Here is a 16,221-nt window from a genome sequence, read left to right as displayed (position 1 = left end):
TACGACCTTCGGGTTATGAGCCCGACGAGCTACCATGCTGCTCCACCCCGCGTCAACTGTGGAAAGTATACTGGCACTTGCCCTTCTTAGCAAGCATTTTTGTTAAAGAATTCAAATTAATTAACAAACGCATTAATACAAGCCGCAATCAGAGCACTTGGAAAAATACCCAGATACAGCAATGATAAGCAATTTATGGAATAAATAACATTATTTGTCTTGCTAATAATAATTTTATCAGTATGTACAGGCTGATCAAAATACATAATCTTAACAATGCGTAAATAATAGTACGCTCCAATTACAGTAAACAATAAACCTAATATTGCAACCCAGGTCAAGTGCACATCTACCAAAGCTTTTAATACCAACATCTTAGTAAAGAACCCAACAGTGGGTGGCACTCCAGCCATAGAGAACATCACAATCAACATCATGAACGCTAACCATGGATTTCTCTTATTTAACCCTTTTAGATCCTCAATACTATCAACTTCCATTCCCTGTCTAGACATCAATACAATGAGCCCAAAAGCAGCAGCAGACATTAAAGAATAAACCAGGATATAATACAATGCTGCAGAATATCCTGCGGCATTCGCTGCCAAAACACCAAACAAAGCATAACCAATATGTGAAATAGCAGAATATGCAAACAGCCGTTTTATGCTGGTTTGAATTACGGCAAATAAATTACCCAAACCTGCAGATAAGAGAGCCATCACCAGGATTATCTGCTGCCATTGTACCGTCACATCAATTAAACCAATGGTTAACAAGCGGAATCCCATACCTAACGCCGCTATTTTCGGAGCTGTACTGATAAATAAAGTCACGCTGGTTGGTGCCCCCTGATACACATCCGGAGCCCACATGTGAAAAGGAACTGCAGCTAATTTGAAGCCAACACCAGCGAGAATGAAGACAAGAGCAAATGCCATCATAGTATTTTGTTGTTGCCAGTTTGCTGCTACAGCATTTGCCACGTCTAACAAATCCAACTTACCTGTCGCTCCATAAACCAGCGATATACCATAAAGAAGCATACCGGATGCAATAGCACCCATAACAAAATATTTCATAGCAGCTTCTGAAGAGTCACTATCAGTGCGTCTGATAGCCGTCATCGCATATAAAGGCAATGACATTAATTCTAGTCCTAGATATATAGTGATTAACGAGTGAGCAGATACGAGTATCATCATGCCTACAGTAGAAAATAGGCCTAAAATGTAATAGTCCCCGGCTGGTATTTTTCTTTCATCAATATAGCTACGAGAGTAAATGAAACTAAGTAATACAGAAATATAGATAAAGAATTTCATCAGGTGCCCCATATCGTCACTGATGAATAAGTTATTAAGAATTAATATTTTAAATCCACCAATATACAAGTAACTGACAACAGTGGCCAAAACCAAACCTGTAATTGTGGTATAAAACGCAACATCTTTAAAACGATGGCGAAGAAATAAATCAGCAAGCAATGCAAGGCATGCAGTGATTAAGATAATCATCTCAGGGAGTGCTACATGTATATTTTCAAGTAATGCTATCATATTGTTTAACCTTGCAATGTTACAATTTAGATTTATCAGCTAATGCCAATGTATGACTAACGGTTTGATGTACGTATTCCAACATGGGCTTTGGATAAACACCCATAGCAATCACCATCAACGCAAGCAACACATACGAGCTTAATTCAAAACCGGATATGTCTTTTAAAGCAGCAACTTTATCATTAGCTACTGGTCCAAAAATTACGCGCTTATACATCCATAAGGTGTATACAGCACCAATAATTAGTGTAGAGGCAGCCCAGAATGCGACCCAAAAACCAGCTTTAATACTTCCTAATATCACCATGAACTCACCAACAAATCCTGAGGTGCCAGGTAATCCAGCATTTGCCATAGCAAACAACATAAAAAATGAAGCGAACATTGGCATGCTATTGACTATTCCACCAAAATCGGCCAGCTTTCTTGTGTGCATACGATCATAGATGAAACCAACCCCTGCAAACATTGCACTTGAAACAAAGGCATGCGAAATCATCACAACTATCGCTCCTTCCAAGACCAATCCTGCACTGCTTAAACCTGCAGTATTGCTAATTGCAAATATTGCAAAGCAGCCAAGAGTTACAAATCCCATATGAGATATTGAAGAATAGGCAATCAAGCGCTTCATATCTTTTTGAATTATCGCTATCAAGCCAATGTAAACAACCGCAATCAGTGACAATGCAACCATGAGCATTGCATATTTGCTGCATGCATCAGGTACTATCGGTAATGAGAAACGGATAAAACCATATGCACCAAGTTTTAAAAGTATGGCAGCTAAAATGACGGATCCACCAGCAGGTGCTTCTGTATGCGCATCGGGTAACCAGGTATGAACAGGAAACATTGGTATTTTAATCGCAAAACCAAGAAAGAACGCAATGAAAATCAATGTTTGCGCAGTCATTGTTAACTTGATTGCATAAAAAGTTTCAATCTTGAATGAACCGGCAATATACCCCATGTACAAAAAGCTTGCCAACATCAAAACTGAGCCGAGAAAGGTATATAAGAAAAACTTTATCGCTGCATAAACGCGATTTTCAGATCCCCAGATGCCAATAATAAGATACATTGGTATTAAAGTGGCTTCCCAGAAGATATAAAATAGAATCGCATCCATCGCAGAGAAGACCCCTACCAGCAGCCCCTGCATTATCAGAAATGCAGACAGGTACTGTGCAACTCGGTTAGTTATACTGTCCCAAGTTGCGAGGATCACGATTAAATTTGTAAAGATGCTCAATACGATGAGGAGAAGAGACAAGCCATCGATGCCAACACTGTAGTTTATTCCAAGAGCAGGCATCCATGGTATTTCTTCAATATATTGCATACTGAAGGTATTTAAATCAAAACCGCTCACTAAAGGGATACAGAACACCAAGCACAGGATCACCGTAAATAGTGATAAATAGCGTGGAACATTAGGATTTCTGTCATCCCCCGAAAAGAGGACAAAAACTCCGCCTAAAATAGGCAACCAAATTAATAAATTGAGCAAATGATGCATACCTTCACCTTATCTTCGCTACCATCAAGCTAAAAACTTATTCCTGGTCTATTTTAATGCGATACTGTAACAATATCGCATTATCTTCGACTATTAAGGGTAAACCGATAATTTGATTTACTCTAAAAAAACCTAGTTTCTAAAACCAATGAGAGCGCACCTTATCTTCAGCCAAGAATCAACCAGCACAGAAAACCTAATAATCCAAATACCATCACTGTTGCATAATGATATAGGTAACCACTTTGTATCGCACGTCCCTTAGTTGAGAACCAACGAACAAGCCGACCACTACCATTTACAAACAAACCATCAATCAATCGTTGATCGCCAACTTTGTAAAACACACGTCCCAGTCCTTTAAATCCTTTAACAAAAAAGAAATCATTAAATCGATCAAATCCATATTTGTTAAGTAGTATTGAATAAAGCACTGATAAATGACGTGCAAAATACCCAGGGATAGACGGGACCGCTATATAACATAGCCAAGCTATGGCCGCACCGGCTATCGTTATCCAAAGTGTTAATGAATGCAGCGAATGTAGTGCACTTGCAAAGGGAGAAGTCACTTCATGCGCTAATTCTGCCAAAACATTATGCTCAGGCAAAGTGAAGATGGATGAACTTAATAAAGCGGGGTTATCAAATAACATTGGCATATAGAGTATGTAACCTAAAATAATAGAAGGTACTGCCAATAATACTAACGGTAGCCAAACCACCCAAGGGGATTCATGAACGTGACTCAAGGTATGTTCATCCATACGTGGTTTGCCATGGAAGGTCATAAACAAAGAACGGAAAGAGTACAGTGCGGTTACCATTGCTCCTGCAGTAACACAAAAATAGGCATAACTGCTACCGGGAATTTTTGATAACTCTGCTGCTTCAATAATTGTATCTTTTGAATAAAAACCAGAGAACGGAGGAAAGGCACAAAGAGCCAAAGTACCGATAACAAACGTAACATAAGTAATAGGCATTTTATTCCATAGGCCACCCATTTTTCTCATATCCTGTTCATGGTGCATACCAATTATTACCGAACCAGCTCCCAGGAATAATAATGCTTTAAAACATGCATGGGTCAGTAAATGAAACATCCCTGCGCTGTATGCAGAAACACCCATTGCAACCATCATATAACCCAATTGAGATAATGTTGAATAAGCAACGACGCGCTTTATATCATTCATTACTAAAGCCAAAATACCGGTAAACAATGCGCCAGTCGCACCAATCACCAAGATCACACTCAAGGCTGTGGTCGATAACTCCATTAATGGAGAAACACGCGCAACCATAAATACGCCGGCGGTAACCATTGTTGCCGCATGGATTAATGCCGATATAGGAGTGGGGCCTTCCATAGACTCAGGCAGCCAAACATGCAAAGGAACTTGGGCTGATTTACCCATTGCTCCCACATACAATAATAAACAAATGACAGTAATTAATGACCAGTTGTAACCACTAAACAATTGAATGTTCTGGCTTGCAAGATAACTAGAACTTTTAAATACAGTTTCATAATCAAGGCTTCCGGTATAGGCGAAAATTAACCCAATTCCCAAAACAAAACCAAAATCACCAACACGATTCACGAGAAATGCTTTAAGACTTCCTTCCAATGCTGATTCCTTTTGATACCAAAAGCCAATCAACAGGTAAGATACCAGTCCCACACCTTCCCAACCGAAGAAAAGTTGTAAAAAGTTGTTGGAAGAAACCAACATTAACATCATAAAGGTAAACAATGAAATGTAGCTAAAGAACCGTTGGTAACCATCGTCATCAGCCATATAGCCAATACTATAGATATGTACCAGTAAAGAGACAAAGTTCACTATAACAAGCATGACCACACTTAATGGATCAATCAAAAAGCCGATGTTGAACTCATAAGGAATAAGTAACCCACCGCTAGCCCAGTTATAGAGTACAGCATTCACGGTAGGAATGAATCCTGATAACACACCCCACGCTATATATATAGATAAAACCAAGGAGATAGATACACCCAGTATTGTTACAGTCTGGGCTCCTATTCGACCAATTTGATTGCGAAAAAAACCGGCAATAGCTGAGCCAACTAAAGGGGCTAAAACAATTATCAGACAAAGTTGTTGTATACTCACGATGTTAACCTTTTAAATGATTCATCTTATCTACATCTATATTGCCACGATTTCTATACAGCAACATAACTATGGCCAAACCTATCGCTGCTTCTGCTGCAGCAACAGTTAATATAAAAAACACGAAAACCTGGCCACCTAAATCACCATAATAATGAGAAAAAGCGATGAAATTAGTGTTTACAGCCAATAGCATGAGCTCAACGCAAACAAGTAGTAATATGATATTTTTACGATTCAGCATGATGCCAACAAGGCTCAAACCAAATAAAATCGCACCAAATATCAGATAATCAATAACCGGTATCATAATGAAGTCCCCAATTTTATTTCTCTGATTTCATACTGATTAATTCAACTCGGTCATCTCGCCGAGTCATAATCTGTTGTGTAACATTTTGTCGTTTTGATCGAGCTGATCTATGTACAAGAGTAATTGCAGATATAATTGACACTAACAAAATAACTGCTGCCAGCTCAAATGCCAGAACATAGTCAGTATATAAAACCAATCCCAGTGCTTCAGTATTTGATATTTCGCTTTGCACCGGAAGTGCGTTCGAAGCTGTATCAATTAGCTGTGATCCTGAAAGTACGCTTCCTTGTTGATTTTGAGCATTAGATTTAAAAGTATCTTCAGGTATTGCAACTAACAACAAACCAGTCAATAAAGCAACAATAATCAAGCCAAATGGCAAATAGCGGATAAAATGGCTTTTCATACTCTCAATATCAATATTGAGCATCATTACCACAAACAAAAACAGCGTCATCACTGCGCCAACATATACAAGCACAAGAATCAATGCTAGAAACTCAGCCTCCATCAGCATCCATAAAACTGAGCTGGCAAGAAACGTAAGTACTAAAAACAAGACGCATCGTACAGGATTATTTTGACTAATCACCATCACTGCAGAAACTACTGCAATTGCTGCAAAAATATAAAAGATTACCTGTAGTAATAATTCATTCATAGCTCACCCCTTAACGGTACTTTTCATCAGCAGTACGATCTGCTGCAAGTTGTGGCTCCATTAAGTCGCCCAGCGCCAATAACTTATCTTTAGTCATAATATTTTGGCCACGCTCACTGATGTGATAATGATGTACAGGGGTCACCACAATTGAATCAACAGGGCACGACTCTTCACATAAACCACAATTAATACATTTAAACATATCGATGTCATATCGAGTGGTACGTCTCGAACCATCATCTCGTTGTTCGGACTCAATAGTGATTGCTAATGCGGGGCAGACCGCTTCACACAACTTACATGCAATACAGCGCTCTTCCCCATTAGGATAGCGCCTTAATGCAAGTAAACCTCTAAAGCGCGGTGAAATCGGTGTTGCCTCTTCAGGAAACTGTACTGTAATTTTCTTTTTGAAAAAATATTTACCTGTTAACTTTAAACCTGATAAAAGTTCCAACAGAAGAAAACTGCGTACATAATGTCTTATATATTGATATGCTTTTTTCATCGGATTCTCTATTAACCATTAAAACCAGGGTTTAAGGTGAGTAATAACCATCAAGGCGGTTACTATTACCCAAACGATGGTGACAGGGATGAGTACTTTCCAGCCTAAACGCATTAGTTGATCGTATCTATAGCGAGGAAACGTTGCCCTAATCCACAAATACACAAAAAGAAAGAAACTTATTTTAAGAAGCAACCAGACAAAGCCAGGTACCACGTAAAATACATCATCCAAAAATGATATTCCTTCAAAGGGAGACATCCAGCCACCCATGAACAACAACGCCATCACAGTAGAAATTAAAATCATGCTGGCATATTCAGAGAGGAAAAAGAGAGCGAACCCTATTCCAGAATACTCAACATGGAAACCTGCAACAATTTCAGACTCACCTTCCGCCAAGTCGAACGGAGCTCTATTGGTTTCTGCAATTCCGGCGATCCAAAAAACTATAAATAGTGGAAACAAGGGAACAAACCACCAATGCAAAATACCACCTTTTTGCGACAGAACAATATCAGTAACGTTCATGCTGCCGGCAGCGAGTAAGACGCCAACAAATGCAAATCCCATTGCAATTTCATAGGAAACAGTTTGAGCGGTGCTTCGTAATGCGCCAAACATCGCATACTTGGAATTAGAACCCCAACCAGCGATAAGTACCCCATAAACACCCAATGAACTTATTGCAAATAGATAAAGCACCCCTGCATTGATGTTTGCAAGTACGACTCCCTCCTGAAAAGGGATTACAGCCCACCCGGCTAACGAGGGAGCTAATGCAAACAGAGGTGCAACGATAAATAGGTATTTATTAGACTTGGTAGGAATAATAATTTCTTTAGTTATTAGCTTGATTAAGTCTGCAATGGGTTGTAATAAACCCAAAATACCCACTCTATTGGGGCCAATACGCACCTGAATATATCCAATAACCTTACGCTCAGCATAAATCAGATAAGCGACGCACAGTAGTAGTGGTACTACTATGATCAGTATTTTAAGGACGACCCAAATTAATATGCTAATATTTTGAAGCATTTTATTACCTATCTAGCGCTTAATAGTTATTGCAGCAAATGAATGACCCAGATCAACAGTCTCAGGCATCGCGTTTGCCACCCATACAACATCAACCGCAATGCGCTCATCACGTTTAAGCGGCAATGTTATCTCAATATCTCCTTGAGATACAGTAGCAATATCGTCTAATTTCAATCTATCTGCTGTTATAGGGTTAATCCTTATACAGGCTGATTCAGAAGCAGCACATAGTTGAAGCTCTTTAGAGTTTCTGACAATAGCATCGTTTCGATAAAGCGGCCATTCACCCACTCTAACTAAAGACTGATTAATCACAGGAAGTGATTCTGGATAGTATGGAGTATATTCATGCTCCATAGTCAGCGCAGCACAATCTTTGATTTCAAGTAAAATATCTTCTGTTGAAGTATATTCAAAATCTTTAAATTGCAACAAGTTACCTAAAACCCTTAAGATTTTCCAGGCAGGCCGTGCTTCATCATAAGGAAGCATCGCGCCTTTTACTGTTTGCCATGTATTGTCTACATTGATGTAAGTCCCAGAGGTCTCCGCATAGGGAGCGATAGGTAAAATTACATCCGCATAATCGAGCATAGAATCTTGTTGATAAGCAGTTAACATCACAACAAACTCTGCAGCTAACATTGACTGTCTTGCTCCATAAGGATTTGCAAAATCATATCCTGGCTCAACGCCCATTAACAGGTAACCCTTCAATTTAGCATTAAGGGATTCCTGAACATCCATTCCTGCTGTAGCTACGTTTTTTCCGGCTACGGTTCTATGCGGTAACATCCCTGCCATACATGCACCAGCTGAATTGGCGCCATTAGTAAGTCTTAATACCTTTGCTCCGCTGAGTTGTTCAATTACCGCAATTAAAGTACGAATGATTGATGCATCAGGGTGGTTTTCACAAACAGCTCCGGTAATGATACAGGAATTCTCTTCTTTTAGAGTTTGCGCCATTTGAATGATCACATGATCCGGCTCAACTCCTATTAATAGTTTTTGTACCTCATCTGGTAATGCTTTAACATCTTTAGCAAGGGCGCCAGCCAGTCTGGCCAGTTGCATCGGCATTTCCAAAGGAGAAATAATGCTGCTTCCTGCCAGTTCAAAACGGTACTCGTAATTTACAGGATTGATGGCGTATATTTTTGCACCATTTCGAAATGCTTTCCGCACCCGAATTCCTGCAAGAGGAACTTCTCTGTCAATATTACAACCAATCAGAACGATCGAGTTTTGATGCTCTACATCAGCATATAGTAAAGAACTTTGTGGAGTAGTAGGCTGATTTAATTGATCGTTGAAATCTGTTTGTTGCAAGCGATGATCAATATTTTGAACGCCAAGCTCTCTCATTAATTTTTGCAGTAAATACATTTCCTCCAAAGTAGAAGAGCTGGATGCAAAAGCAGCCATTTGTTCTGGACCATTATTTTTAATCACTTTGCTGATACCGTCAGCGGCAAATTTCAGTGCGGTTTCCCAGTCAACAGTTTCCCACTGACCGTTACGTTTGATCCGTGGTTTGTCAGCTCTCTTTTCGCTTTTTAATCCCAAATAACTGAATCGGTCCCTGTCAGATAACCAGGTTTCGTTTATGGACTCATTTTCTTTTGGAACAACACGCATTAAGGAGCCATTCCTGGTGTGTAAATAGATATTTGCACCTAAGCAATCATGCGGTGCAACACCATCATGCTGAGTCATTTCCCATGCTCTGGCAGTAAAACGGTAAGGCTTCGAGGTTAATGCCCCTACCGGACACAAATCGATAATATTACCAGAAACTTCTGAAGTCATGCTGTGCTTTACATAAGTACCAATCTGCATATTTTCACCGCGACCAGTAGCACCCAGCTCTCTGACTCCAGCAACTTCATCACCGAAACGTACACAACGAGTACAGTGAATACAGCGAGTCATTTCTGTAGAAATCAGAGTACCTAAATCATCATCTTCAACCGAGCGTTTACTTTCAGTGTAATCGGATTGATCATGGCCAAAGCCCATAGATACATCTTGCAATTCACACTCACCGCCTTGATCGCAGATCGGACAATCAAGTGGATGATTAATTAACAAAAACTCCATCACCACTTTTTGTGAGTGAAGCGCTTGTTCTGATTTGGTAAAAACTTTCATGCCATTAGTTATCGGAGTAGCACAAGCTGGTACGGGCTTTCTGCCGTTCTCAACTTCTACCAGGCACATACGGCAATTAGCCGCTACTGATAATTTTTTATGGTAACAAAAACGCGGTATATGGATACCTGCATCATCTGCCACTTCAATGATCATTTTACCGTTTTCTACTTCAAATGTTTTACCGTCGATTTCAATAGTAGCCATGGTCTAACCTTCTCAATTATGCTGCAACGATCGAGCGTTTATGCTTAATGAAATAATCAAATTCATTATAGAAATGCTTAACAAAACTCTGCACTGGCCAAGCAGCTGCTTCACCTAATGCACAAATTGTTCGTCCTTCAATGTTATCTGCAACATTGACTAATCTCTCCACATCTCCCGGTTCGCCATGACCGTGTTTTATTCGATGTAAAAGCCGTACTAACCATCCAGTGCCCTCGCGACAAGGTGTACACTGTCCGCAAGACTCGTCCATATAAAATTCAGAAATACGATATAGAGCATCAACCATACATGTGGTCTCATCCATAATAATCACCGCACCTGAACCCAGTCCAGAGCCTGCTTTTTGGATGCTATCATAATCCATATCGAGGCCAAGCATCACATCACCAGGTAAGACTGGCATTGATGTGCCTCCTGGAATAACAGCTTTAATTTTACGGTCATGCAAAACACCGCCGGCTAATTCTAAAAGTGTCTTAAAAGGTGTCCCTAAAGGAATTTCATAATTGCCGGGTTTATTGATATGTCCACTAACGCTAAAGCACTTGGAACCGCCATTATTCGGCTTGCCAAGCTTTAAAAACCATTCGCCACCTTTTTCCAGAATAACCGGAACTGAAGCAAAAGTTTCCGTATTATTGATGGTTGTAGGCTTACCATATAATCCATAGTTAGCAGGAAAAGGAGGCTTAAAACGTGGTTGACCTTTCTTTCCTTCCAGGGAATTAAGAAGAGCAGTTTCTTCTCCACAAATATAAGCACCTGCACCTAAATGATTATACAGATCAAAGTCTATTCCTGAACCCAGGATATTTTTACCAAGCAGCCCAGCTTTATAAGCCTCTTTTATTGCCGCTTCAGTTCGTTCGTAAGGCAGCCAAAACTCACCTCGGATGTAGTTATATCCAACAGTAGCACCCATTACATAGCCAGCAATCGCCATACCTTCGATAAGCTGATGAGGATTTAAGCTTAAAATCTCTCGGTCTTTACATGTTCCTGGTTCACCTTCGTCAGAATTACATACAACATATTTCTGTACTGGTGAATTACGGTTCATAAAACTCCACTTCAAACCTGTGGGGAAACCTGCTCCGCCACGTCCACGTAATGCAGATGTTTTTAATTCATCGATAATTAATTGTGGTGAAGTTTGTTCTTTTAATATTTTCCGCCATGCACTGTAACCACCAACACTTTCGTAAGCAGATAGAGTCCACGGCTCTGGTAAATGAATTGTCCGATAACAAACCTGATTTAATTCAACCATGTCAAGCACCTCTATCTTTTATTGGTATTGTTCCAACACAGCATCTATTGATTCTGCAGTCAGATTTTCATGATAATCTTTATCAACCTGCATCATTGGTGCATTAACACAAGCACCGAGACATTCTACAGAGCGTAATGTAAATCGACCATCATCTGTTGTTTCACCCAGTTTAATGCCCAATTTTTTCTGCAAATGGTCAACTACACCTGCGGAATCACGCAACAGACATGAAATATTAGTGCATACATTGACAAGATGTTTACCTACAGGTTGATGCTCATACATGGTATAAAAGCTTGCCACTTCGTATACGGCGATAGGTGCCATATCAAGATATTCTGCAACAGCATTCATTAGCTCTGGCGTTAAATGACCGTGCTGCTCTTGCACAATACGCAGGGTGCTCATTACTGCCGATTGTCGCTCTTCTGCAGGATATTTGGCAATCCAGTCATTAATTTCATGCATTTGTTTTTCAGGCATAAATTGATGTAATATTTTTTCTGAGTTATCAGACATTTCTAAACCTTTATCTTGTTTGTATTTACTACGCCATTTTATTGGCAAGTATTAGATTGAAATTAGCGATCTATCTCACCAAACACTATGTCCTGACTAGCCAATATAGCTACGCCATCCGCGAGCATATGTCCCCGTACCATTTCATCATAACTGGATAAATGAGCAAAACCTGGGGCGCGGATTTTCATCCGGTAAGGTTTATTTGCCCCATCAGAAACCATGTATATGCCGAACTCACCCTTAGGTGCTTCCACAGCAGAATACACTTCACCACGTGGCAGACAAAATCCTTCTGTAAATAGTTTGAAGTGATGAATTAAAGCCTCCATGTCATGTTTCATTTCAACGCGACGAGGCGGTGTAATCTTATGATCATCAATTTTGATAGGACCAGGGTGTTTTCTTAACCATTCAATACATTGTCTGATAATTCGGTTTGACTGTCTTAGTTCTTCAACACGAACCAGATAACGATCATAGCAATCACCTGTTTTTCCAACAGGGACATCAAAATCAACTTTATCATATGCTGCGTAACTTTGTTTTTTCCGCAAGTCCCAAGCAACACCCGAACCTCTAAGCATAGGACCTGTGAATCCCCATTGCAAAGCATCTTCTGGCGATACTATTCCTATATCAACGGTACGTTGCTTCCAGATTCGATTATCAGTTAACAGTGTTTCATATTCATCGACACATTTTGGAAAACGTTCAGTGAATGCCCATAGGAAATCGAGTAAACTTCCTTGTCTGTTCTGATTCATTTTTTCTACTTCACGATCGCTATGCCATCTTGAAGCCTTATACTGAGGCATTGAATCAGGCAGATCTCGTGCTACACCACCAGGCCGATAATAAGTGGCATGCATACGTGCACCAGAAACTGCTTCATAACAATCAAACAAATCTTCTCGTTCTCTGAAACAATAGAGAAAAACCGTCATTGCTCCCAGATCGATAGCTATCGCACCGAGCCATAAAAGATGATTCAGTAATCGGGTGACTTCATCAAACATCGTTCTGATATATTGTGCCCGTATTGGAACATCTATATCTAATAATTTCTCTATAGATCGTACATAAGCATGTTCGTTACACATCATAGATACATAATCCAGTCGATCCATGTATCCTATGTTCTGAATATACGGTTTGGTTTCGACTAGTTTTTCAGTTGCTCTGTGCAATAAGCCAATATGTGGATCTGCACGAACAATGGTTTCTCCTTCCAATTCAAGAACCAAACGTAAAACACCATGTGCAGCAGGATGCTGGGGGCCAAAGTTTAAAGTATAATTCTTTAATTCAATCATTTGTCGCCACCTTCACTACCAATGTAACGATTGTCGTTACGAATTACTTTCGGCACTCCAATTCTGGGAACTATGTCAACGGGGACATAAATAACCTTTTGAAGCTTTGCATCATAGCGCATTTCTACCTGACCACTTAAAGGAAAATCCTTACGGAAAGGATGACCAATGAATCCATAATCAGTGAGTATTCTTCTTAAATCAGGGTGACCCTCGAATAAAATACCGTATAAATCATAGGCCTCTCTCTCGAACCAATTCGCGCCTTTCCATAATTGATGAATAGATGGGACGATTAGATGCGACTCTTCTATGAACAGCTTCACTCGTAACCGGTGATTCTTTTTAGTAGATAATAGATGGTAAACTACAGCAAATCTGGGCTTGTCCAAAGCATAGGCTTTAGCTTCCTGTTGTTCTACACCACGTGAAAAGCCATTTTCAGTCGCGGACTCAGTTTCCCAATCATATTCACCATATTGCAAATAATCTACCCCGCAAAGATCAATCAATTGATCGAAAGAGAATTCCTCTCTATCTCTCAATTCAAGCATTACGGGAATTAAATTTTGCGCATTACATTCTATGCTCACTTCATTATACTCAGTGTTCATAGCACATATATGCATAGCTAATTCAGCATTAAGCTGTTCAACCAAGAAATCGTTTTTAGTCATCTAATCAGCACCTTTGATGATCTTAGGCTTCTATTATATTTTTTCGCCTGATTTTGTTCTGCAATTGAATGATACCGTAAAGAAGCGCTTCAGCAGTTGGAGGACAGCCAGGCACATAAACATCTACTGGTACGATACGATCACATCCGCGCACTACAGAATAAGAGTAGTGGTAATATCCACCACCATTAGCACAAGACCCCATTGAAACAACCCAACGTGGTTCGGACATTTGATCATATACTTTTCGCAATGCTGGAGCCATTTTATTGCATAGGGTTCCAGCAACTATCATCACATCAGACTGACGTGGACTTGGACGAAAGATGATTCCAAATCGATCAAGATCGTAACGCGCAGCACCAACATGCATCATTTCAACTGCGCAGCACGCTAAGCCAAAAGTCATAGGCCACATAGAACCACTGCGAGCCCATCCAACAAGTTTTTCGACCGAAGTCATTTCAAAGCCATTTTTTTGCAATTCTGCAACAGCCATAGCTAGCCTCTAAGCAATTAAATATTAATAATAAAAAACCAAATGATTTTTTAAACGCTCAACGAGATAGAGTTACTCCCACTCTAAAGCACCCCGTTTCCATTCATAAATAAATCCGATAACTAATAAACCAAGAAAGATCATCATCCCCAAAAATCCAAACCAGCCTATCTTGCGAAGAGCTAAAGCCCAAGGGAAAAAGAACGCAGTTTCCAAATCGAAGATGATAAATAAAATTGCGACTAAATAGAAACGCACATCAAACGGTATATGGGAACTTTCAAACGCGCCAAAGCCACACTCATAGGGAGCATTTTTAGCTTCGTCCGGGCTGCTTTTTGAAAACAATGAGCCAGCACCTATCATTGCAAGGCCTAGTAAAAGACCGACAATAATAAATATGAGAACGGGTAAATATTGAGATAGCATCAGTTCACCTTGCTCGGATTATAAATGGTGCCGAAGGCCGGACTCGAACCGGCACGGCTTACGCCACCGCCCCCTCAAGACGGCGTGTCTACCAATTCCACCACTTCGGCATGTCTTTTAATAAACGAATCAGAATTTAATCTTGCCATATTAGCGCTCTGTCTGTAAGTACACTGCTGGTAAATAATTACTTGCAATACTCACATAGAGTCGTTTAACGGATAGGATAAGATCCTGCTACGTTCTATTTGTTATTTTTTTACATCTTTACCATTATCAACCGGGACTGGAATTGAACTCACAGGCACACTGGTTTGTTGAGGGATAGCTTGCTGTTCTGCTTTTTGGAACTGAGAAGAAACCAAATAAGACAACGTTAAGCTGGTGACAAAAAATGTCATTGCCAAACCACCGGTTAATTTAAATAAAAAGCCTCCAGTTCCCTGACTACCAAATACAGTATTTGAAGCTCCGGAACCAAAAGCAGCGCCCATATCTGCGCCTTTACCATGTTGGATAAGCACCAAGCCAATTAAAGCTACAGCGACTATTACATGAATCATTAATATCAATTGATACATTTCACAATTTCCACAAACTGTTTAGCGTTCAATGATGCCCCTCCGACCAAGCCACCATCAATATCCGGCATGGCAAATAATGCCCTCGCATTATTTTCGTTTACACTGCCTCCATAGAGAAGTGTTAAACGCTCAGCATCACTATTATTTATATCTGCAACCAGACCTCTAATGAACTGGTGTACTTCTTGCGCCTGTTCTGGTGTTGCTGTTTTACCAGTACCTATTGCCCAAACAGGCTCATAAGCCACAACACAATCCGCAAAACTTTTTTTGCTGTTTTTACTTACTGCAAGCAACTGCTTGGCAATTACTTGCTCTGTTTGGCCATTTTCACGCTCAATAAGCGTTTCACCGACGCAAAGAACAGGTATCATACCATGTTCTTTTACGTGGTGGAATTTTTGCGCCACAAAATTTTCATCTTCATTAAAATATTGTCGTCGTTCTGAATGGCCAACCAAAATATACTGGCAACCAAAGTCTTTTAACATAGGCGCGGACAATTCTCCAGTATAAGCTCCATATTCTTTAGGAAAGACATTCTGGGCACCTATACTGATTTTTGAATCAGAAAGACATTCATTTACTAAAGGGAGATAGATAGACGGAGGCATCACAACAACCTGAGCCGAAGTATCATTATTAATCAGACTCTTTAGCTGGTTAGTCAATTGAATGACCTGATCAAGCTGACCATTCATTTTCCAATTACCTGCAACCATTTTCTGTCTCATAGCCCCTCCCTATTACAGGATTGGACTATACCCAAACTTGGCCCAGAT

General features: G+C 40.0%; 16 protein-coding genes and 1 tRNA gene. All 17 read right to left on the bottom strand.

Features of this window, described 5'->3' with window-relative positions:
- Positions 1–116 precede the first annotated feature (116 nt).
- Entirely contained in the window at positions 117–1,559 is a 1,443-nt protein-coding gene (gene nuoN / locus Q0495_RS14665) for an NADH-quinone oxidoreductase subunit NuoN (RefSeq protein ID WP_298627609.1), read from the bottom strand.
- A gap of 19 nt (positions 1,560–1,578) precedes the next feature.
- Complete coding sequence (locus Q0495_RS14660; RefSeq protein ID WP_298627608.1) at positions 1,579–3,084, bottom strand: NuoM family protein; 1,506 nt, start codon at positions 3,082–3,084, stop codon at positions 1,579–1,581.
- 167 nt (positions 3,085–3,251) lie between these two features.
- Positions 3,252–5,225, bottom strand: a complete 1,974-nt coding sequence (nuoL, locus tag Q0495_RS14655) for an NADH-quinone oxidoreductase subunit L (protein WP_298627607.1) — start codon at positions 5,223–5,225, stop codon at positions 3,252–3,254.
- A 4-nt stretch (positions 5,226–5,229) separates the two neighbouring features.
- The gene (gene nuoK, locus Q0495_RS14650) at positions 5,230–5,535 is read right to left on the bottom strand and encodes an NADH-quinone oxidoreductase subunit NuoK (protein ID WP_298627606.1); all 306 of its coding nucleotides are present in this window, start codon (positions 5,533–5,535) and stop codon (positions 5,230–5,232) included.
- A 16-nt stretch (positions 5,536–5,551) separates the two neighbouring features.
- Positions 5,552–6,202: an NADH-quinone oxidoreductase subunit J gene (locus Q0495_RS14645; RefSeq protein ID WP_298627605.1), complete on the bottom strand. Its 651-nt coding sequence runs from the start codon at positions 6,200–6,202 to the stop codon at positions 5,552–5,554.
- Between the two features lie 10 nt (positions 6,203–6,212).
- Positions 6,213–6,713 carry an NADH-quinone oxidoreductase subunit NuoI gene (nuoI, locus tag Q0495_RS14640; RefSeq protein ID WP_298627604.1) on the bottom strand — a complete coding sequence of 167 codons (501 nt, stop codon included), beginning with the start codon at positions 6,711–6,713 and terminating at the stop codon, positions 6,213–6,215.
- A gap of 18 nt (positions 6,714–6,731) precedes the next feature.
- Entirely contained in the window at positions 6,732–7,754 is a 1,023-nt protein-coding gene (nuoH, locus tag Q0495_RS14635; RefSeq protein WP_298627603.1) for an NADH-quinone oxidoreductase subunit NuoH, read from the bottom strand.
- Positions 7,755–7,766: 12 nt separating this feature from the next.
- Complete coding sequence (gene nuoG / locus Q0495_RS14630) at positions 7,767–10,118, bottom strand: NADH-quinone oxidoreductase subunit NuoG (protein ID WP_298627602.1); 2,352 nt, start codon at positions 10,116–10,118, stop codon at positions 7,767–7,769.
- 16 nt (positions 10,119–10,134) lie between these two features.
- Positions 10,135–11,412: an NADH-quinone oxidoreductase subunit NuoF gene (nuoF, locus tag Q0495_RS14625; RefSeq protein ID WP_298627601.1), complete on the bottom strand. Its 1,278-nt coding sequence runs from the start codon at positions 11,410–11,412 to the stop codon at positions 10,135–10,137.
- 18 nt (positions 11,413–11,430) lie between these two features.
- On the bottom strand, positions 11,431–11,934 hold the full coding sequence (gene nuoE / locus Q0495_RS14620) for an NADH-quinone oxidoreductase subunit NuoE (RefSeq protein ID WP_298627600.1): 504 nt from the start codon (positions 11,932–11,934) through the stop codon (positions 11,431–11,433).
- A 62-nt stretch (positions 11,935–11,996) separates the two neighbouring features.
- Positions 11,997–13,250 (bottom strand): NADH-quinone oxidoreductase subunit D, encoded by a 1,254-nt coding sequence (locus tag Q0495_RS14615; protein ID WP_298627599.1) that lies wholly within the window; start codon positions 13,248–13,250, stop codon positions 11,997–11,999.
- Positions 13,247–13,927 carry an NADH-quinone oxidoreductase subunit C gene (locus Q0495_RS14610; protein ID WP_298627598.1) on the bottom strand — a complete coding sequence of 227 codons (681 nt, stop codon included), beginning with the start codon at positions 13,925–13,927 and terminating at the stop codon, positions 13,247–13,249. The genes Q0495_RS14615 and Q0495_RS14610 overlap by 4 nt, the downstream gene beginning before the upstream one ends.
- A 22-nt stretch (positions 13,928–13,949) precedes the next feature.
- Complete coding sequence (locus Q0495_RS14605; RefSeq protein WP_298627597.1) at positions 13,950–14,426, bottom strand: NADH-quinone oxidoreductase subunit B family protein; 477 nt, start codon at positions 14,424–14,426, stop codon at positions 13,950–13,952.
- Positions 14,427–14,498: 72 nt separating this feature from the next.
- Complete coding sequence (locus Q0495_RS14600) at positions 14,499–14,855, bottom strand: NADH-quinone oxidoreductase subunit A (RefSeq protein WP_298627596.1); 357 nt, start codon at positions 14,853–14,855, stop codon at positions 14,499–14,501.
- A 25-nt stretch (positions 14,856–14,880) separates the two neighbouring features.
- A tRNA-Leu gene (locus Q0495_RS14595) sits at positions 14,881–14,965 on the bottom strand.
- Between the two features lie 141 nt (positions 14,966–15,106).
- Positions 15,107–15,436 carry a preprotein translocase subunit SecG gene (secG, locus tag Q0495_RS14590; RefSeq protein ID WP_298627595.1) on the bottom strand — a complete coding sequence of 110 codons (330 nt, stop codon included), beginning with the start codon at positions 15,434–15,436 and terminating at the stop codon, positions 15,107–15,109.
- Positions 15,424–16,173 (bottom strand): triose-phosphate isomerase, encoded by a 750-nt coding sequence (gene tpiA / locus Q0495_RS14585; protein WP_298627594.1) that lies wholly within the window; start codon positions 16,171–16,173, stop codon positions 15,424–15,426. Before tpiA ends, secG begins: the two co-directional genes overlap by 13 nt.
- Between the last annotated feature and the right edge of the window lie 48 nt (positions 16,174–16,221).

The sequence above is a fragment of the uncultured Legionella sp. genome (genome assembly GCF_937871865.1).
Classification (GTDB): Bacteria; Pseudomonadota; Gammaproteobacteria; order Legionellales; family Legionellaceae; genus Legionella.
The sequence above is the reverse complement of the archived record's forward strand: the minus strand, read 5'-3'. Positions and strand labels throughout refer to the sequence as shown.

Bases quoted from the DNA above. Each gene is read 5' to 3' on its own strand.
- nuoN (WP_298627609.1), bottom strand. From the start codon at position 1,559: ATGATAGCATTACTTGAAAATATACATGTAGCACTCCCTGAGATGATT.
- Q0495_RS14660 (WP_298627608.1), bottom strand. From the start codon at position 3,084: ATGCATCATTTGCTCAATTTATTAATTTGGTTGCCTATTTTAGGCGGA.
- nuoK (WP_298627606.1), bottom strand. From the start codon at position 5,535: ATGATACCGGTTATTGATTATCTGATATTTGGTGCGATTTTATTTGGT.
- Q0495_RS14645 (WP_298627605.1), bottom strand. From the start codon at position 6,202: ATGAATGAATTATTACTACAGGTAATCTTTTATATTTTTGCAGCAATT.
- nuoI (WP_298627604.1), bottom strand. From the start codon at position 6,713: ATGAAAAAAGCATATCAATATATAAGACATTATGTACGCAGTTTTCTT.
- nuoH (WP_298627603.1), bottom strand. From the start codon at position 7,754: ATGCTTCAAAATATTAGCATATTAATTTGGGTCGTCCTTAAAATACTG.
- nuoG (WP_298627602.1), bottom strand. From the start codon at position 10,118: ATGGCTACTATTGAAATCGACGGTAAAACATTTGAAGTAGAAAACGGT.
- nuoF (WP_298627601.1), bottom strand. From the start codon at position 11,412: ATGGTTGAATTAAATCAGGTTTGTTATCGGACAATTCATTTACCAGAG.
- nuoE (WP_298627600.1), bottom strand. From the start codon at position 11,934: ATGTCTGATAACTCAGAAAAAATATTACATCAATTTATGCCTGAAAAA.
- Q0495_RS14615 (WP_298627599.1), bottom strand. From the start codon at position 13,250: ATGATTGAATTAAAGAATTATACTTTAAACTTTGGCCCCCAGCATCCT.
- Q0495_RS14610 (WP_298627598.1), bottom strand. From the start codon at position 13,927: ATGACTAAAAACGATTTCTTGGTTGAACAGCTTAATGCTGAATTAGCT.
- Q0495_RS14605 (WP_298627597.1), bottom strand. From the start codon at position 14,426: ATGGCTGTTGCAGAATTGCAAAAAAATGGCTTTGAAATGACTTCGGTC.
- Q0495_RS14600 (WP_298627596.1), bottom strand. From the start codon at position 14,855: ATGCTATCTCAATATTTACCCGTTCTCATATTTATTATTGTCGGTCTT.
- secG (WP_298627595.1), bottom strand. From the start codon at position 15,436: ATGTATCAATTGATATTAATGATTCATGTAATAGTCGCTGTAGCTTTA.
- tpiA (WP_298627594.1), bottom strand. From the start codon at position 16,173: ATGAGACAGAAAATGGTTGCAGGTAATTGGAAAATGAATGGTCAGCTT.